Origin of the sequence: Prosthecomicrobium sp. N25 (assembly GCF_037203705.1) — a bacterium.
Taxonomy (GTDB): Bacteria; Pseudomonadota; Alphaproteobacteria; order Rhizobiales; family Ancalomicrobiaceae; genus Prosthecodimorpha.
In genome coordinates this window covers 706,646-724,873 of record NZ_JBBCAT010000001.1, presented here as the reverse complement: position 1 = coordinate 724,873, position 18,228 = coordinate 706,646, and the positions used below count along the sequence as shown (strand labels likewise).

Here is an 18,228-nt window from a genome sequence, read left to right as displayed (position 1 = left end):
GAGCCTCACGGTCTCGCGAGTCCTGAAAGCGCTGCCAAAAGTTTGCTAAAATTTCCCCATGGCGTCTGGTGACTTCAACTATCTCTTCGGCCCCTTTTGCCTCCATCCGGAGACAGGCATCCTGCTCCGCGCCGGTGAGCCCACCATGCTGGGCCGGCGGGCCGTCGCGCTGCTGCAGGCACTGCTCGACAGTGCCGGGGCGCCGGTCTCGAAGGCCGCGCTCGTCGAGGCCGGCTGGGGCTCGCTGGCCGTTGCCGAAAACAACCTCACCGTCCAGATCGCCGCTCTTCGACGCGTCCTGGTGACGGGTCCGGACCATCAGAGCTGGATCGAAACGCTGCCGCGCCGGGGCTATCGCTACATCGGTCCCGCTGTGACGCGCGGCAGCCCCGACAAGGCACAGGCAGGTCCCCCTCTGCCCGAGAGGGCGTCCGTCGCGGTCCTGCCGTTCGCCGATCTGAGTGGAAGCCCGGAGAATCGGTATTTCGCGGATGGAATGGTGGACGACATCATCAACGGCCTGTCCCGCATCCGTTCGGTGTTCGTGACGGCGCGCGGCTCCAGCTTCACCTATCGGAGCGGCGTGGATGACCTTAGACGCGTGGGTCACGAGCTCGGGGTGCGCTACCTGCTCGAAGGCGCCGTGCGGAGGGAGGCCGGGCGTGTTCGGGTGACCGTCTCGCTCGTCGATGCGTCGACCCGGGCGCAGATCTGGGCCGACCGCTACGACCGAAGCTCCGACGATCTCTTCGGTTTGCAGGACGAGATCGCGCTGTCGGTCGTCGGGTCCATGGCGCCAAACATTCGGCGTGCTGAAATCGATCGCGTGAAGCGCAAGCGCCCGGAAAACCTGGACGCCTATGACCTCGTGCTTCGCGCCCAACCGGATGTGGACTCCGGAATGCCGGATCAGGTCACGCGCGCCTTGTCCTTGCTCGAGCGCGCGATCGCTCTCGACCCGTCCTACGCCCTGGCCCATGGCAATGCCGCCATGTGCCATCACTGCCTGTTCCTGCGGGCCGGCCTGCGGGAGGAGAACCGCGTCGCTTCGATCCACCACGCGCGGTGTGCGATCCAGCAAGGCTCGGACGACGCCACGGCCCTGACGCTGGCGGGGTTCTCACTGGGTATGGACGGGCACGACAGGGACGCGGCCTTTGCGGCGATGGATTCCGCGCTTGCGCTCAGTCCATCGTCGGCCCTGACCCATATTCTTGGCAGCGTGCTTCTCGGCTGGGGCGGGCAGGCGGAGCGGGCTATCGAATGGAGTTCTCGAGGGCTGCGGCTCAGTCCTTTCGACCCCTGGGCCTTTGCAGCCTACGATGCGCAGGCGATGAGCCATCTGTTGCTCGGACGATACGAGGACGCGTGTCGTGCCGCCTGCAGGGCGGTCCAGGCCAATCCGGTACACAGCATCACCTATGTCCAACTGACTGCTGCGCTGGCCAAGCTGGGGCGACTGCAGGAGGCGAAGATCGCCGCGAGGCGCGTGCTGGACCTCCACCCCGCATTCCGGTTCAGCCGTCAATTCGCGGGCGTAAATTGTGCCCCGGAGCTTGCCCAAGTTCTGGGCGATGCCTTACGAGCCGGTGGTCTTCCAGAGTAAAGTGGCGTTGCAAGCTTCATACATGATCGAACTCGATGTCGCCCCTTTACTGGGTACAGGCTTTAGCGGCCATCATCCGGCGCGAGGCAACCAGGCTGCGCTCGACGCCTGCGCGAGAGATGATCGCCGTGCGGAAGCGGTTCGGCGCGACCTTCGGGCCGCGGTGGATGGCATCTCGGATCAGCATGAGACCGATCTCCCGCGGCGGCTCGCCTGTTTCACGGGGAAGCCGCGAAGATCCGGACCCAGGCCGCCTCGCGGTCGGGGCGGAGTTCCCCGGGGCGTGGCCGGCCTAACGGCCGCTGCTTGGGGCCTGTCCATCGTCCCCGTGTTCGGGCTCCCCGAGCCAGGACACCTGGCCATCCCGGCCGACGGCCAGGACGCGGAGGCCGAGCCGCCGGACGAGGGCGGCGCCGGCCGCGCTGCCGGAGACGAGGATGGCCGTGGCCCAGGCGTCCGCGTCCATGCAGCGGGGGGCGAGGACGGTCACGGAAACGAGGTCGGATGCCGCCGGAGCGTTGCTGCGCGGGTCCATGGTGTGTCCGATCCGGCCCGCTGCGGTCTCGCGCAGGTGCCGGTAGGAGCCGGACGTCGCGACCGCGCAGTCGGCGAGATCGAGCACGCCGGCGATCTCGCGGATGCCCTCGCGCGGTCTTTCGTGCGCGATGGCCCAGGGCCGCCCGTTCGGCTTGGTGCCGCGGGCCAGCATCTCGCCGTCGATGCCGACGAGCCAGGAACCGGCGCCGGACGCGGCCATGACCCGCCCCAGTTCGTCGACCCCGAACCCCTTGGCGATGCCGGACAGGTCGAGCCGCAGCGGGGCATGCTTGCGTGCGCGGCGACGGGTGCGGTCGATCTCGAGCGTCTGCGGGGCCGCGACAGGGCGGCGGCGGGCGACCTCCGCGGCGGCGATCGGGTCCGGATCGCCGGCCCCGGCGCCGAAGCCCCAAGCCCTCACGAGGTCGCCGACGCCGATGTCGAAGGCCCCCTGCGAGGCGGTCCCGACCGCCAGGGCGGCATCGAGCACGGTCGCCAGCTCCTGCGGCAGGTCGATCCAACGCCCGACCGGCGCGGCGTTGAGCCGGCTAAGGTCGGAGCGGGGCTTCCAGGTCGACATCTGGTCGTCCACCCGGTCGACCGCGGCCTGCAGGGCGGCCCGCAGGCCCGTGGTCTCGAGGTTAGTCGGCGCATACAGGACGGCGGTCCAGCGTGCGCCCATGGTGGGGCCGTTGAGGGCGTGCCGGACGAGCACCTCCGGCGGGTCGGCGAGGTCAGTAGACATCTTCCACATAGCGTCCCGTGGACTTCAGGGTTGCGAGGTCGAGGCCGAGCGGGCGAACCACGGTCTCCAGCGCCTGGGTGACCGCCTGGGCCATGTCGCGGCCGCCGCAGACCAGGACCTGGCCGCCGTGGCGGATCAACTCCCGCAGACGCGGCGCGTCGGCCCTGATGCGGTCCTGGATGTAGGCCGGGCTGCCCGGCCCGCGCGAGAAGGCGGTTACCAGCGAGGTGAGCCGCCGCTCGGCCAGGTGCTGGGCCAGCTCGTGCTCGTAAAGGAAGTCCGAGGCCGGGCTGCGGCCGCCCCAATAGAGGTGAACCGGCCGTCCCGGGCGGTTTGCACGCACGAATCCCGCAAGCGGGCCGATCCCGGCGCCGGCGCCGATCAGGATCAGGGGCGCGCTGCCCACGGCGGGCCGGAAGCCGGGGTTGTCGCGAATGAAGGCTTCGACCCTGTCGCCCGGGGTCAGGCCATGCAGGAAGGTCGAGCAGAGGCCGCCCTCGCGCAGCCGGACGCAGATCTCCAGAACGCCGTCGCGGGTCGAGGAGGCCAGCGAGTAGAAGCGCGGCATGCCGCTGCCGGGCGGGACGATGCCGACGAGGTCGCCGGCTTCAAACGCCGGCAGCCGGCCGGGCCTGGCGCCGCCCGACGGGGCGCGGAAGCGGAGGATGCAGACCGGCGCCCCGACCGCCTTGCCGTAGTCCTCGCGGTCGACCAGTTCCAGCGCCGAGGTCGCCGGCGTGGTGGCCACGTGCTCGAGGCCGAGGGGGTTGCCCAGCACCTGTCCGAGATCGTGGCCCCACTGGGCGAATTCCTGCGCCGACTGGCGGTCGACCCGCTTCAGCGCCATGAGGCACGGCCAGCCCTTGGCCTCCATGGCGGCCGAGACCGCGGACGCGTAGCCGCAGAACTGCGGGAAGCGCCGGTCGCCGAAGCCGAGCACCGCGTACGGAACGGCTCCCTCCAACCTGTCGAGGCGGGCGAGAAAGCGGCTCGCCGAGGCCGGCGGGTCACCGTCGCCGTAGGTCGAGGTCAGGATCAAGAGCCGTTCGGCGTCGAGATGCTCGGGGCCGACGGCATTCATGGCCGCGACGTGCACGACGTGACCCGACCGGGCGAGAGCGCTCCGCAAGGTCTCGGCGAAGCCCCAGGTGGCATTGCCCTCGCTGCCGACCAGGACGACGGTGTCGGGCCTGCCCGCCGGCACCGGCACGGCGGCAGCGGAGCCGCTTCGGCGGCGCCACCATGCCGCCAGTCCGGTCGCGGCGAGCACGGGAACGGCGGCGGCCGAGAGTCCGAGGATGAGGCCGAGCGCCCACAGGCCGCGCCCGGTGTGCAGCATGCGGATCACCGACTGGGCCCGATCCAGGAGGCTCGCCGGCGCGAAGCCCAGCGACAGACCCGTCGCGGGGTCCACCACCACCTCGCCGGCACCCGTCTTCACCGTGAAGACGTCGCTCGGATCATCCGCGGCCGGGAAGTCGAGGCGTTCCAGGGTGGCGAGCGGGATCGCCCGCAGGGCCTCGAGCGTTTCGACCGGAGCCGGCGCGCCCCCGGACGCGGGAGCGGCCGATTGCGGCGCCGAGGGCGCCGGCACGAAGCCGAACGTGTCGGCCGTCATCCAGAGCCCGGTCAGCGAGGTCACGGTCAGGCCGGCGACGGCCAGGCGGCCGACCTTCACATGCCAGCGCTGCGGAACCGGACCGCGCGCGGCCCCGAAGAGCCCCCGCCAGCCGCCGAGCGCTCGGACCAGCAGGGCGAGGCCGGACACCGACATGGCCAGCATGACGAAGGCCGTCGCGCCCGCCGCCATCCGCCCGGCGTCGCCGAACAGGAAGGAGCGGTGCAGCTCGGTGACGAAGCGGAAGAATCCCGAGGCCTGGTAGGGCCCGAGCGACGCGCCGGTGGCAGGATCCACGCGCTCGATGCCGGCCTCCTCGGGGTCCGTGTAGGCGACCGTCACGATGCCGGTCGGGCGGACGGTGATGCGTTCGACCGTCTGGTGGCGGGTCGACACGGCCGCAGCGAGGTCGGCGACGCTGGCGGTCGTCGGAAGACTAGGGCTGGACAGGCGGTCGATCACGGGTTCGACCGACAGGATGGCGCCCGTCATCGCCGTCACGCTGAGGACGACGGCGAACGCGATGCCGGGCAGCGAGTGCATACGACGGAACATGATGGTTGCTGCCCCTTCAGAAGGTGATCTTGAACGACTTGACGTAGCCCTTGCCCGCGAAGGGCTTGCCCGAGGACTCGGCGGCGAGCGGCGCGACGATCTCGGAAGGATTGTCGCGGCCGTCCTCCACCGCGGTGTCGACCTGGACCCGGTAGCCGGCATCGATCAGCGTGTCGGCGAGGTCGACCGTGATCTTGAGCGTCTTGCCGGACCCGATGCTGGCGCCCGTGATGCCGTCGATCTCGGCCGCGCCGCCGCCGGACAGGCGCTGCCAGTCCGACAGATGGCGGTAGTATTTGGCGGCGCCCCCCGCGATCCAGAGCGTGCCCTGGTACTTGCCCGCGGCGTCGGTGACGTAGAGGGCCACATAGGCGCCTGGACCGCCGTGGGCCTTGAGCTGCGTTTCGAACGTGACCTGGCGGGCCTCGGCGAGGCTCGGCACGACCAGGGCGGTGGTGGCCGCGAGGGCGGCGAGATAGGCTCTCATGATGGATCTCCTTCCGGGCTGGCCGTCACTGGACCTCGACCTTCGGGCGGCTCTTGCCCCCGAAAAGGCCGTTCTGCGGCAGGGGCGCGTTCGGGTCGGCGGGACCGGTCGGGGAGAGGTCGCCGCGGCGCGCGCCGCCGCGATCCCTGCCGTCGTCGTCATCGTCGTCGTCGTGATGGCGACGCTCGTGCGCGGAGCGCTCGTCGCGGCCGTGCCGCTCGGCGCGTTCGTGGCGGCGGTGGCCGGGGCGATCGTCGCCGGAGGCGATGACGATCCGGCCGGGCGCCTCGCCCGAGGCCGAGGCGGCGGATCGGTCTTCGCCGTCATGGCGGGCGGGGTGTCCGGCCGCGAGCACGGCGCCGCCGGCGGTGCAGGCCAGCAGGGCGGTCAGGAGGAGGGTGCGCTTGGTCATGATCATGTCTCCAGGCTCATTGCGTCCTGGAGGCAGGATCCCGCCTGCACCTGACGCCCACCTGAAAGACAGGCGGTTTGCCGTTCAGCCTGGCGTCAGGATCGGGCGCGGGTCAGGGAGGGGTCGGGGCGAAGTGTACCGTCGCGCGGAACCCGCCTGCCTGGCCCGGAACCGGGGAGGTGAGGTCCAGGGCGAGACCCGCGCCTTTGCAGATCGCCGCGGCGATCGCCAGGCCGAGCCCCGAGCCGTCCACCCGGGTCGGTCCCCGTTGGAAGGGTTGCGTGAGGGTGGCGAGCCGGTCGGCCGGAACGGGGGGGCCGCCGTTGGTCACCTCCAGCCGGTCCGCCGAGAGCAGGACCGTTATCGGCGCTTCGGGGTCGCCGTGCCGCACCGCGTTCTCGACCAGATTGCGCGCCAGCACCGCGAAGGCATCGGGATCGAGGTCGAGCGGCGGCCCGCCGTCTGCCGGGAGCGAAAGCTCGAGCCGATCGGAGACATCGAGCTGCCGGTCGAGTTCCTCCACCACCAGGCGGAGAACAGGCCCGAGCGGCGCGGCATGCTCCGCCACGAGCCCGCCCCCCTCCGCCTTGGCGAGCTGCAGGAGCTTTTCGGACAGCCGCGACAGCCGGCGCAGCGACTGCTCGATGGCGCGGGCCCTTTCGCGCGGCGCCTCCTCGCCGAGCTCCGCGAGAAGCCGCTGGCTCTGGGCGAGGGCAGCGGCGATGGGTGTCCGCAATTCGTGCGCGCTGTTGGCCGTGAAGCCGCGCTCGGCCTCGAGCGCGTTCCTGAGGCGGGTGATCAGCGCGTTGACGGATGCCGCCACCGGCAGGATCTCGTCCGGCAGCCCCTCGGTCGAGACGAGGGAGAGATTGCCGCGTCCGCGCTCGCCGATCGCCGCGCTGAACTGAAGCATGGGCTTCAGCGAAAGCCGGACCGAGATCCACACGCCGGCGAGCGCGACCGGCACGAGGGCGACGAGCGGCCAGAAGAGGGCCATCACGGCGCCCCGGACGGCGGCGGCGCGATGATCGAGATCCTCGGCCGTGGTGACCAGGATGGTTCCCTGGACCGCCGCCTCGGTGTAGGTGCGCAGGTCCGCGCTCGTCGCGAAGCCCGGTGCGAGATCCCGCGGAATGGCGACCCGGTCCGCGTCGCTCGATTGCAGGAGGACCGTGCCGGCGGCGTCCCGGACCACGTATGTGATGTATTCGCGGTGCCCGCCGACCGGGGGCAGCCGTTGCGGCTCGTTCGTTTCGCGCGCGAGCACCTCCGCGTAGGCCAGGGGCAGCACGCGCTGGGCCACCTCCTGCAGTGCGCTGTCGAAAACCTCGTCGATCTCGCGGCGCAGGACGAGGCCGGCCACCGTGGCGGCGCCGATCCAAAGCACGGCCATCCCGACGCCGACCCCGAGGGCGAGCCGGCGCAGGAGGCTCCTTCCCGCCGCCCGGGCCACCGGTCTCATTCCCGCCGGCCCGCCGTGCCGAGGCGGTAGCCCATACCCCGCACGGTCGCGATCGCCTCGGCGCCGACCTTCTTTCGCAGCCTTGCGATATAGACCTCGATCGTGTTGCTCTCGACTTCGGCGCCGAAGGCGTAGAGCCTTTCCTCCAACTGCCCCTTGGAGAGCAACGCATTCGGCCTCTGCACGAAGGCCTCGAACAGAGCCCATTCCCGGCCGGTGAGCGCGATCGGCTTGCCTCCGCGGCGAACCGTACGCTCGGCGAGATCCACGTCGAGGTCGCCGACCGTGACGAGCGGGTTCGGGTTGCCGGCGTAGCGGCGGCCGACCGCGCGGACGCGGGCGGAGAGTTCGTGGAGGTCGAAGGGCTTGACCAGGTAGTCGTCGGCGCCCGCATTGAGGCCGGCGATCCGATCCGAGATCTGGTCGCGGGCGGTGAGGATGACCACCGGGGTGACGTCCCCGGCGGCGCGGCGGGATTTCAGGAAGTCGAGACCGCGCCCGTCCGGGAGCATCAGGTCGAGGAGGACCAGTTCGTAGACGGCAGCCGGCATGGAGGCCCCCGCATCGGCGAGGTTGGTCACCCAGTCGACCGAATGGCCGTCGGCGGCGAGTTGGTCGCGTACCGCCGCGCCCAGGCCCCGATCGTCTTCCACGAGGAGAATCCGCATGCCTCGCTCCGCTGTCGGCTCCACCCTAGCGCGCTCGGGCGGGATCCGGAGCGTGGAAAATCCGCGGGCCGTTCAGCGGATCGTCAGTCGCCCGTGTTCTAATGCGTCGACATCCTGCCACCGGGGCACGCACGTGAAGAGCACCATCCTGACGGTCCTGCTGCTGCTGGCGTTCGACCCGGGCTCCGCCCGGGCGGACTCCCGCTGCCGCGCCCCGCTGGCCGATTGGCAACCCCGGGATGCACTGCAACGGAAGCTGGAGGCGGAGGGGTGGGTCGTCGAGACGATCCGAGCGCATGACGGCTGCTACCGGGTCCGAGCCGTCACCGCCTCCGGCCAAAGAATGGATGCACACTTCGACCCCGCCACCCTGGACATGGTCGGCCGCAAGGGAGACGGCCGCGGCAGCGACCTCCGGGACGACGACTGATCGCTAAGGCGTTGCAGAGCCCGAGGTTCAGTGCCCGGCAGATTTCCGGCCTTGCGGCGTGCCCGGGCGATCGGCATCCGCCCGCCCGCGCTCGCGGCAGGGCCGCCGCGCTCGCCTGGATCCCGCCTTGCGGAGGGTGTAGGGTCTTCTCTTCTCCTGGCCATGGTCGCGGGCGTCCGGCTCGTCCCCGTCCGGACCGCGATCGGCGGGGACGTTTCGAGCGGTCAGGCGTTGCACCTTCACGTTCGAACCTTGCAATGTGCATGGCCGGCAGAGCCTTCGCTCGACCCCGGACGAAACGCGCGACCACGGCTCGCCGGCGGGGCCGGGATGGAGACTCCATGAAGATCAAGATCGGGTATCAGATCGTCTACGACTTCCCGCAGCCGACGCCCATGCTTCTGGTGCTCAACGTGCACTACAGCCGGGCGGCCGACATGATCGTCGTCGACCATGTGACCACGAACCCGGGTGTGCCGATCGGCGCCTACCGGGATTCGTTCGGAAACTGGTGCAGTCGCCTCACCGCACCCCCTGGCCGGTTCGTCATCTCCGGGTCCGGCCTCGTCAACGATCAGGGGCGCCCCGATCCGGTGGTCCTCGACGCCCGTCAGCACACGATCGAGGAATTACCGCCGGATGCGCTGGTTTTTCTCTTGTCGAGCCGGTTCTGCGAAACAGAACAACTGGCGGACACGGCCTGGAACCTGTTCGGGAAGGAGCCGCTTGGCTGGCCGCGGGTCCAGGCGATCTGCGATTTCGTCCACGATCACATCCGCTTCGGATACGAGTTCGCCCGGCCGACGAAAACCGCGTGGGAGGCCTATACCGAACGCCAGGGCGTGTGCCGGGACTATGCCCATCTCGCCATCGCGTTCTGCAGGTGCCTGAATATCCCGGCCCGCTACTGTACAGGCTATCTCGGTGACATCGGCGTGCCTGCAGCCGGCCCCATGGACTTCGCCGGCTGGTTCGAGGTCTATCTCGGCGGTACCTGGCACACCTTCGACGCGCGAAACAACGTACCGCGCATCGGACGCATTCTGATCGCCCGAGGACGGGACGCGACGGACGTCGCCATCACGACGACGTTCGGTCCGAACACCCTCGTCGACTTCCAGGTGACGACCGAGGAAGTTCGAGAGTAATCAGCCCCGGCTGTCCCCGGCCGCGGTCCCGCACGGGCGGGACCTGCCGGCCCGGCTCCGGTCAGAGGGCCCGCTTGACGAACTGGCCTTCCTTCAGGATGGCGGCCATCTGGGCGCCTTCGTTCTGGAGCACGCCGAGGTCCTCCAGGGGATTGCCCGAGACGACCAGCAGGTCCGCGTAGGCACCGGGCGCGACCACGCCGATCTTGCCGACCATGCCGACCACCTCGGCGCCGATCACGGTGGCGCTGCGAATGATGTCGGCGGGCTTCTGCACCTCCGCGCGGACCAGGAATTCCTCGGGCTGGTGCACCTTGGAGGAATAGGCGAGGTCCGTCCCGTAGGCGATCTTGACGCCGGCGGCGGACGCGATCTCGAGGGAGCGGGTGCCTGCCTCCAGCACCTGGCTGTTCTTGGCGATCACCTCGTCGGTGAAGCCGATCGCCTTGCCGTTCGCGCCGTCGACCCGGTAGGTGACCAGGGTCGGGACCAGGAAGGTGCCGCGCGCGGCCATGACCTTGGCGGTCTCCTCGTCCAGGAAATTGCCGTGCTCGATGGTGCGGATGCCGAGTTCGGAGGCGCGGCGGATGCCCTCGGCGGAATAGACATGCGCCATGCAGTAGGTGTGCTGGCGGCGGGCCTCGTCGACCAGGGCCAGGAGCTCCTCGTCGGAATACTGCAGGTGGAAGATGGAGTCGGAGGGCGAGCTGACGCCGCCGCCGGCCATCACCTTGATGTGGTTGGCGCCCATCCGCAGTTCGTCGCGGACGGCGCGCCGGCACTCGTCGACGCCGTCGGCGACGCGCGCCAGGGAAGCCGTGGAAGCGTGGCAGGAGCAGGCCTCCTCCGAGGGCCAGCGCTTGTCGCCGTGGCCTCCGGTCTGGCTGATCGCGCGGCCGGCGACGAAGAGGCGCGGGCCGAGGCTGATGCCGCGCTCGACCGCCTGGCGGAACCCGGCGTCCGCCCCACCCGCATCGCGGGCCGTGGTGAAGCCACGCTGGATCATCTGGCGCATCCACATCACGCCGCGGGCCGCCGTCAGCGAGGCGTGGAGCTTCGGCTGGTTGAGGATCGCGCCGGGAGCGATGTGGACATGGCAGTCGATCAGCCCGGGCATGACGGTCCGCCCGCCGCAGTCCACCTCCTCGGCGCCGGGCGCGTCGACGCGGCCCTCCTCGACGGCCGCGATCTTGCCGTCGCGGACCAGGATCTGGCGCCCCGACCGGAGCACGCCGGCCTCGACGTCGAGCAGGGCGAGGTTCTTGAGCAGGAGGTCGGTCATGGGTCGCTCCTCGGAATGCGCGTCCCGTCGGACACGCGGAAGAGATGGACGCGCTCGGGCGCGATCGCGAAGGGCACACGGTCGCCGGCCTTCAGGCCGACATCGGCGCTGGCCCGGACCGCGATCTCGGTCGCGCCCGCGGCGAGGAGGACGAGCGTCTCGTGGCCGAGCGCCTCGACGACCGAGACGGTCGCGGCGTCGGCGCCGGCCCCGAGGGCGACGTGCTCGGATCGGAAGCCGGCGGCGACCGGCTCGCCCGCCGCGACGGACCCGGCCGGGAGACCCGTCAGGGGCAGGTCGGCGAGGGTGGCACTCCGGAACACCGGCCCGGCAGGGCCGGCCGCGACCTCGCCGTCCACGAAGTTCATGGACGGGGTCCCGACGAATCCGGCGACGAAGCGATTGGCGGGGCGGCCGTAGATCTCCGCGGGCGTGCCGATCTGCTGCAGCCGGCCCTTGAACATGACCGCGATGCGGGTCGACATGGTCATCGCCTCGAGCTGGTCATGGGTGACATACACCATGGTCTTGCCGAGCTGGGCGTGCAGCCGGATCAGCTCGGCCCGCATGGCGGAGCGGAGTTGCGCGTCGAGGTTGGAGAGGGGCTCGTCGAAGAGGAAGACGGCGGGGTCGCGGATCATGGCGCGGCCGAGGGCGACGCGCTGCTGCTGGCCGCCGGAGAGCTGGCGCGGGCGGCGGTCGAGCAGTTCGCCGATGTGGAGCATGCGGGCGGTGCGCTCGATCATCGGCGCGCGCTCGGCCTTCGGCACGCCGCGCTTGCGCAAGGGATATTCGAGGTTCCCGCGCACGGTCAGGTGCGGGTAGAGCGCGTAGTTCTGGAACACCATCGCGATGTTGCGCCGGCCCGGGGCGAGCGGGTCGATGCGGGTGGTGCCGAAGAGGATCTGGCCGGCCGTCAGGGTCTCCAGCCCGGCGATCATGCGCAACGTCGTCGTCTTGCCGCAGCCGGAGGGGCCGAGCAGGGTCAGGAACTCGCCGTCCGCGATGGCGAGGTCGAGGGCATGCACGGCGACGGTCCCGTCGGGGAACCGCTTCTCGACTGCCTGGAGCGTGATGTCGGCCAAGATCTACCCTTTCACGGCGCCGGCGCCGAAGCCCTGGACCACGTAGCGCTGCAGCAGGAGAAAGATGAGCAGGAGCGGCACGCTCATCATCGAGGCGGCGGCCATGACCATGCCCCACTCGATGGTGTGTCCGGTGACGAGGGTGCCCATGATGCCGGTCGGCAGGGTCCGCCGGCTGTCGTCGTTGATCATCACCAGGCTGTAGAGATACTCGTTCCAGCAGAGCAGGAAGGTGAAGACGCCGGTCGTGATGATGCCGGGGAGGGCCTGGGGCAGGACCACGTCGAAGAAGGCCTCCAGGCGGCTCGCGCCGTCGATGGTGGCGGCGGCCTCGATCTCGGGCGGGATGCCGACGAAGAAGGCGCGCATCATCCAGAGCGCGAAGGGAAGCGCCAGACTCGAATAGGCGACGATCAGGCCGGTCAGCGTGTTGGTCAGGCCGAAGCCGGCGATCATCAGGTAGATCGGGATCAGTACCGCGGTGGTCGGCAGCATGTAGGCGAGGAGCAGGGCTCGGGCGACGACCGTGCGGCCGCGCAGGCGGAACGAGACGAGCGCGTGGGCGCCGAGGGTGGAGACCACGAGCACGAAGACGGTGGTGACGACCGCGACCGTCAGGCTGTTGGAGGCATAGGTCAGGAACTTCGTCTGGGTCAGCACATTGGCGAAGTTCTCGAGCGTCGGCTCGCGCGGCACGAAGGTCGGCGGCTTGACGAAGAGCTCCGCCGGCTTCTTGAAGGCGGTGCCGAGCATCCAGAAGAGCGGGAACGTCACGGCGGCGACCAGGATCCAGGTCGCCGCGGTGAGGAGGGCCCGGCCGGCCCAGTCGATCGCCCGGGTCACGACTGCATCTCCTCGGAGGTGGAGGCCTTGCGCAGGGTGAAGAGATAGGCGGCGATCAGCACCAGCATGCAGCCGAGCATCACCACCGCGATGGCGAGCGCCTTGCCCATCTTGAAGAGCTCGAAAGCCTCCTTGTAGACGAGGAGCGGCAGCGTCGTGGTGCCGATCACCGGGCCGCCACCGGTCATCAGGAAGATCAGGTCGAACTCGCGGAAGTCCCAGATCGCCCGGAGCAGGACCACGACCGAGAGCACGTTGGCGAGCTGGGGTACGGTGACGTCCCAGAAGCGGGCGACGCGCGAGGCGCCGTCGATCTCGGCCGCCTCGTAGAGCTGCTGCGGGATGGACTGGAGGCGGGCCAGCACGGCGATGACCACGAAGGGGAAGACGCGCCAGCTGCCGACCACGATGACAGTCACCATGGCGTTGGGCATGGCGCCGAGCCAGTCGACGCGGCGGAAGCCGAGCGACGTCAGGGCGTAGTTCACGATGCCGTTCAGGTCGTGCAGCATCCACTGCCAGACCAGCGCGGCGACGAGGACCGGCATCAGGTAGGGGAAGAGGATCAGGGAGCGCGCGAGGCCCCGGCCGGGGAAGGACCGATTGAGCAGCAGCGCGATCGCGACCCCGCCGCCGATCTGCAGGAGCAGCGAACCGGCGAGCCAGATGAAGTTGTTGCCGAGAGCCCGCCAGAACATGTCGTCCTGGAAGAGGTCCTCGTAGTTGCCGAGGCCAACCCAGACGAATTTCCGGGTCAGCGGGTGCATGTCGTAGAAGCTGAGCAGGACCGCCTGGATCAGCGGCCAGCCGAGCAGGCCGCAGAGCAGGAGGACGGTCGGCGACAGGAGCAGGTAGCCGAGACCCAGGTCGCGCTGGTTCATGCCGACGCCCCTGCCCGAGGGCCCTGCCCGTCCGCCCTCACGACTTCATCAGGCGAGCGAGGCGGTCCTGGCCCCAGGCGGCGGCCGTCTTCGGGTTCTCTCCTTCGATGACGACCTTCTGGATCGTCTCGGCGAAGATGCCGCTGTTCTGGATCTCGCCGGCGCGGGTGATGAGGGGATAGTCGGCGGTCGGCTTGCAGGTCGCGCGCGCTTTCGAGAGCGTGTCGATGGTGGTGTCCAGTTCCTTGCGGTACTTCACCAGGAGCGGATGGCTGAGATATTCGGGGGAGCCGAGCACGGACTTCAGCATCGGAATCTGGTGGCCCGGCGTGGCGTTGATGAAGTCGATGTAGGTCTGCTTCTTGAAGTTCCAGGCGGCGAAGAGCCGGGCGGCAGCGACGTTCTTGGCCGCCTTCGGGATAATGATGGACTCGAAGGCGCCCGACCACCACGGCCGGTCGAGACTGCGCAGCGGGAAGGGCACGACCGAGATCTTGTCGGCGAGCTTGGGGTTCTCGGTGTTGACGTTGACGATCGTCCGGCCGGTGTACATGCAGGTCGCCGAGGTGCCGGTCACGTAGGCGTTGAGCACGTCGAAGAAGTCGTAGCGGTTCGCGCCCGGCGGCACGTATTCGTGCATCTCCTTCATGAACTCGAGCATCGCCACCGTGGCGTCCGAGTTGAAGACGACCGAATTGTCGGGGGCGATGACACGGCCCCCGGCCTGGTAGATCAGCGTCCAGGTGATGCTGTTGGTCATCGCCGTCTTGCCGTAGGGCAGCGACGCGCCGTACTGGTCGCCTTTGGTCAGCTTCTTGGCGACAGCGACCATCTGGTCCCAGGTCTTCGGCGGCTCGAGCCCGGCCTCCTGCAGGAGGTCCGTGCGGTACCAGAGCAGCGACACGCAGTTGTTGGAGGCGGGCACCGCGAAATAGGAGCCCTTGTCCTTGAAGAGGTTGAGGGCGGCCGGCTCGAAATCGCTCTCGCCGATCGCCTTGACGACGTCGTCGACCGGATGGATCAGCCCCTGGCCGTAGAGCGAGACCGCGTTCTCGGACGTGATCTGCAGCACGAGGTCGGGCACGTCGCCGCCTGCGTAGGCTGCCGCGAGCTTCGGCCAGAGGTCCGTCTGCGAGACCGGCAGGATCGAGACCTTGATGTTGGGGTTGGCCGCCTCGAAGCCCTGCACCATGGCTTCGTAGGCCTTCAACTGGAGCGGGGCCCGCTGGAGCGTCATGACCCGGAGCGTCACGGGGCTCTGCGCCCGGGCCTCCGGGAAGCTGCCGGCGAGCGACAGCGCGGCTGCCGCGCCTGCCTGTCTGAGAAGTTCACGACGAGAGGGAGCGTAGCGGGACAGTCGCATCCGGGGCCTCCTTGGCACACCGTTGGAATACCATTGTTATACAATCGACCCGATCACGCCTCTTGGCAACTCCAATTTCGGGGCAGTCGCGAGGCCCTGGATGCAGGACCTGACGTAGGGTCCGAGCGGATACGCGACCCCTCGTCGGGACCTGCCCATCGCGCGGGCACAGTTGGTCAGGCAATCGTCAGGTCGGAGAGGCGCCCGCGAATCGCTCAATCGCGAAGGGCGCGATGTCGCGGTCGGTGCGGCCGCGCGCGACGAGGTCGGCCGTGATGGCGCCGACCATGGGCCCGAGGGTGTAGCCGTTGGAGGTGACGGCCAGGTAGAAGCCCGGCGCCAGGGGATGCTCGCCGAGGATGGGCGCGCCGTCGATGTTGATGTTCATCGCCGCCCAGCTGCGCAGGACGTGCAGCTTGCGCAGGGACGGCACGACGTGCTGGGCGATCCAGAGATTGCCCTCGAGGCTTTCGCGCAGCGGTCTCGGCCGGTGGTGGACGGGGTCGAGGCCGGCCGTCCAGCCGCCGCCGATGATGAAGCTGCCGTTGGAGGCCTGCTTCAGCGTCAGGTGCCGGTCGGCATGGGCGACCAGCGCCTTCACGGTCGGGGCCGCCGGTTCGGTGACGATCATCTGCAGGGGCGCGCCGAAGACGGGCACGTCGAGGCCCAGCATGGCGCCGATCCGCGACGCGAAGGCGCCCGCGGCGTTGACGACCCGGCCGGCCCGGATCGTCCCTCGGTTGGTCGACACGAGAAAGCCCGGGCCGTGCCGCTCCAGGGCCCGCACGATCGTTCTGTCGAAGACCCGGGCGCCGGCCGCGCGCGCCCCGGCCAGGATGCCGGGGGTGGCGACCAGCGGGTTGATCTTGCCCTCCTCGGGGCACCAGGCGGCGCCCAGGAAGCGGTCGGCGATGCCGGGCTCCAGGCAGGCGAGGTCGGCCGGACCGATGACCGTGCTGTCAATCCCGACCGAGCGTTCCAGCGCCGTCTTGGCCTCCAGGAAGCGCAGGTCCGCCTCGGTCTCGGCGACCATCAGCCCGCCCGTGACGGCGATCTCGAAGTCGCGGCCGGTCTCCCGCTCGAGGTCCCGCCAGAGCCGGACGGAGTCGCGCTGCAGGGGCAGCGTCCTCAGGGCCGGGGAGCCGCCGGCCTCCGCCTTGGCGCCGAAGTCGAAGGAGAGGAGCTGGACGTGCAGGCTGCCGGCGTTGCCGCCGGACGCCATCGCGTTGGGGCGGCCGGCGTCGAGCACGACCACCTCCCGGCCCGCCCTGGCGAGATAGTAGGCCGTCGAGAGGCCGGCGACGCCCGCCCCGATGACGACCGTGTCGGCCTCGGATATGGGGAGAGGCTCGGCGTCGCCGGCGCGGTCGGGCGGCAGGAGGGCGCGCCGGTGTCCGCCCCATTCGGGCTTCTCCACCGCGAGGGCGGCGACAGGGACCGGCTTCAGCGGCATCTGCGGCGCGGTCAGGTCCGCCTCTCCGGCGGGGCGGTCCGGCACGATGGCGGCGAGGTGGGCGGCGCAGTAGCGGCCCTGGCAACGGCCCATGCCGGCGCGCGTCAGGCGCTTGAGGCTCGCCACGTCGGGGACGGCCTCGTCCCGGGCGACCGCCCGGAGCCGGCCGAAGGTCGCGCCCTCGCAACGGCAGGCCACCACGGCGTCGTCCGGTACGGGCGCGGGCGGCACCGCGAAGGCGCGCCAGAGCGCATGCTGGAACCGCCGTGCTCGGGCGAGGGCCCCGACCGCGCGCGGATCCGCCGGGGCGGTCCGGCCCAGCGAGCGGGCCGCGGCGAGGCCCGCCAGGCGTCCCTGCGCCTCGGCGATCTGGGCGCCGCCGAAGCCGCCCGCCTCGCCGACCACCCAGACGTCCGGCAGGGATGTGCCGCCGTCGTCGCCCCGGCGAACCTCCGCGTGGGTGCCGCCGGGCGGCACCTCGTGGGCGCAGCCGAGAAGGCGGGGCAGTTCGGAGGAGGGCGCGAAGCCGACGCCAAGGCAGACCGCGTCGGCCTCGATCGTCACGTCCCGGCCTTCGAGGAAGCGTCCGTCCGGCCCGAGCGGGGCCAGGACGGCCCGCTCGGCGCGGCCCTCCCCCTCGATCCGGCGCAAGCCGTGGCGCCAGAGGAGGGGCACGCCTGCGGCGCGCAGCCGGGCAATCCCGGCGAGGCCGCGCGCGGCGAGGCCGGGCGAGGCGGCCGCCATGGCGAGGCCGGCGCGGAGGGCGGCGAGGGGCGCGGCGAGTTCCGCAACCGCCGCCACCGTGCCGCCGGCCACGATCACCTCGGTGGCGGTCTGCAGGTGGAGCGGCCCGTTGCCGGCGAAGAGCACGCGCCGGCCCGGCGCCACGGCGCCGCTGCGCACGAGCGTCTGGCAGGCGCCCGTGGTCATGACGCCCGGCAGCGTCCAGCCGGGCACGGCCTGCGAACGCTCGTAGGCGCCCGTCGCGACGACGAGCCGGCCGGCGAGGAGCCGGACGAACCGACCCTCGGCGTAGAGCTCGAGTTCGACGCCATCCTCGCCGCGCACCGCGCCCCAGCAGAGCGTGCCCAACCGGAACACCACGCCGGCCGCCTGCGCGCGCTCGATCAGCCTCCGGCCGGCGGCGAACTGGGCATCGTCGGCGAGGGCGGGCCGGGCGGCGGGCTGCTTGTAGTACTGGCCGCCCGGCTTCGGCCGCTCGTCGAGGACGACGACGGCGACGCCCGCCTCCGCGGCCGCGATGGCGGCGGCGAGACCGCCCGGCCCGGCGCCGACCACGGCGAGGCCCACGGTTTCCAGGGGAATCGGTCCCGCCGGCAGGGGCGCGAGGTCGGCGAGGCCGGCGAGGTCGGTCCGGGGGGAGGTCTTGCGCCGGACGACCATGCCGGGCGTCACGGTCACGAGGCAGGACCGCTGGCCGGCCCGGCCGTCGATGGCGACGAGGCAGTCGTGGCAGACGCCCATGCCGCAGAAGAGCCCGCGCGGCTCGCCACCGGGCCCGACCGACTGCTCCGCCAGACCATGGGCCATCAGAGTGGCGGCGACCGTCTCGCCGGCGACCGCCGCGAGCGGCCGGTCGTCGACCAGGATGGTGCAGTCGGTGCGGCCGTCGCCGAGGCGCAAGGCGGGCGC

At 70.8% G+C, this 18,228-nt stretch carries 16 protein-coding genes; 3 read left to right on the top strand and 13 right to left on the bottom strand.

Annotated features, from left to right (window positions below; translation table 11 throughout):
- Positions 1–58: 58 nt before the first annotated feature.
- Positions 59–1,606, top strand: a complete 1,548-nt coding sequence (locus WBG79_RS03350; RefSeq protein WP_337355693.1) for a winged helix-turn-helix domain-containing tetratricopeptide repeat protein — start codon at positions 59–61, stop codon at positions 1,604–1,606.
- Between the two features lie 46 nt (positions 1,607–1,652).
- Here the strand turns inward: WBG79_RS03350 and WBG79_RS03345 are convergent, their stop codons facing one another.
- The 7 genes from WBG79_RS03345 to WBG79_RS03315 all read right to left on the bottom strand — a co-directional run bounded on the left by WBG79_RS03345 (position 1,653) and on the right by WBG79_RS03315 (position 8,090).
- Positions 1,653–1,793 carry a hypothetical protein gene (locus WBG79_RS03345; RefSeq protein ID WP_337355692.1) on the bottom strand — a complete coding sequence of 47 codons (141 nt, stop codon included), beginning with the start codon at positions 1,791–1,793 and terminating at the stop codon, positions 1,653–1,655.
- Positions 1,794–1,898: 105 nt separating this feature from the next.
- Entirely contained in the window at positions 1,899–2,888 is a 990-nt protein-coding gene (locus WBG79_RS03340) for an FAD:protein FMN transferase (protein WP_337355691.1), read from the bottom strand.
- Entirely contained in the window at positions 2,878–5,061 is a 2,184-nt protein-coding gene (locus WBG79_RS03335) for a PepSY domain-containing protein (protein ID WP_337355690.1), read from the bottom strand. Before WBG79_RS03335 ends, WBG79_RS03340 begins: the two co-directional genes overlap by 11 nt.
- Before the next feature lie 16 nt (positions 5,062–5,077).
- Positions 5,078–5,548, bottom strand: coding sequence for a DUF2271 domain-containing protein (locus tag WBG79_RS03330; protein ID WP_337355689.1), 471 nt, complete (start codon positions 5,546–5,548; stop codon positions 5,078–5,080).
- A gap of 25 nt (positions 5,549–5,573) precedes the next feature.
- A complete protein-coding gene (locus tag WBG79_RS03325) occupies positions 5,574–5,960 on the bottom strand; it encodes a hypothetical protein (protein ID WP_337355688.1) in 387 nt (128 codons plus the stop codon).
- Between the two features lie 112 nt (positions 5,961–6,072).
- Positions 6,073–7,422, bottom strand: a complete 1,350-nt coding sequence (locus WBG79_RS03320; RefSeq protein ID WP_337355687.1) for a sensor histidine kinase — start codon at positions 7,420–7,422, stop codon at positions 6,073–6,075.
- The gene (locus WBG79_RS03315; RefSeq protein ID WP_337355686.1) at positions 7,419–8,090 is read right to left on the bottom strand and encodes a response regulator transcription factor; all 672 of its coding nucleotides are present in this window, start codon (positions 8,088–8,090) and stop codon (positions 7,419–7,421) included. Before WBG79_RS03315 ends, WBG79_RS03320 begins: the two co-directional genes overlap by 4 nt.
- A gap of 133 nt (positions 8,091–8,223) precedes the next feature.
- On the opposite strand from WBG79_RS03315, the gene WBG79_RS03310 reads away from it, so the two are divergent.
- Together WBG79_RS03310 and WBG79_RS03305 are read left to right on the top strand one after the other, a co-directional pair.
- A complete protein-coding gene (locus tag WBG79_RS03310; RefSeq protein ID WP_337355685.1) occupies positions 8,224–8,520 on the top strand; it encodes a PepSY domain-containing protein in 297 nt (98 codons plus the stop codon).
- A 341-nt stretch (positions 8,521–8,861) separates the two neighbouring features.
- Positions 8,862–9,668 (top strand): transglutaminase-like domain-containing protein, encoded by an 807-nt coding sequence (locus WBG79_RS03305; RefSeq protein WP_337355684.1) that lies wholly within the window; start codon positions 8,862–8,864, stop codon positions 9,666–9,668.
- Positions 9,669–9,729: 61 nt separating this feature from the next.
- Here WBG79_RS03305 and WBG79_RS03300 read toward each other — a convergent pair whose 3' ends face one another.
- From WBG79_RS03300 to WBG79_RS03275, 6 genes are all read right to left on the bottom strand, one after another.
- Positions 9,730–10,950, bottom strand: a complete 1,221-nt coding sequence (locus tag WBG79_RS03300; protein ID WP_337355683.1) for a metal-dependent hydrolase family protein — start codon at positions 10,948–10,950, stop codon at positions 9,730–9,732.
- A complete protein-coding gene (locus tag WBG79_RS03295; protein WP_337355682.1) occupies positions 10,947–12,035 on the bottom strand; it encodes an ABC transporter ATP-binding protein in 1,089 nt (362 codons plus the stop codon). The genes WBG79_RS03300 and WBG79_RS03295 overlap by 4 nt, the downstream gene beginning before the upstream one ends.
- A 3-nt stretch (positions 12,036–12,038) precedes the next feature.
- Positions 12,039–12,878 carry a carbohydrate ABC transporter permease gene (locus WBG79_RS03290; RefSeq protein ID WP_337355681.1) on the bottom strand — a complete coding sequence of 280 codons (840 nt, stop codon included), beginning with the start codon at positions 12,876–12,878 and terminating at the stop codon, positions 12,039–12,041.
- Positions 12,875–13,759, bottom strand: coding sequence for a carbohydrate ABC transporter permease (locus tag WBG79_RS03285; protein ID WP_337355680.1), 885 nt, complete (start codon positions 13,757–13,759; stop codon positions 12,875–12,877). Before WBG79_RS03285 ends, WBG79_RS03290 begins: the two co-directional genes overlap by 4 nt.
- Positions 13,760–13,796: 37 nt before the next feature.
- Entirely contained in the window at positions 13,797–15,122 is a 1,326-nt protein-coding gene (locus tag WBG79_RS03280) for an ABC transporter substrate-binding protein (protein ID WP_337355679.1), read from the bottom strand.
- Between the two features lie 187 nt (positions 15,123–15,309).
- Positions 15,310–18,219, bottom strand: a complete 2,910-nt coding sequence (locus tag WBG79_RS03275; protein WP_337355678.1) for an FAD-dependent oxidoreductase — start codon at positions 18,217–18,219, stop codon at positions 15,310–15,312.
- Positions 18,220–18,228 lie beyond the last annotated feature (9 nt).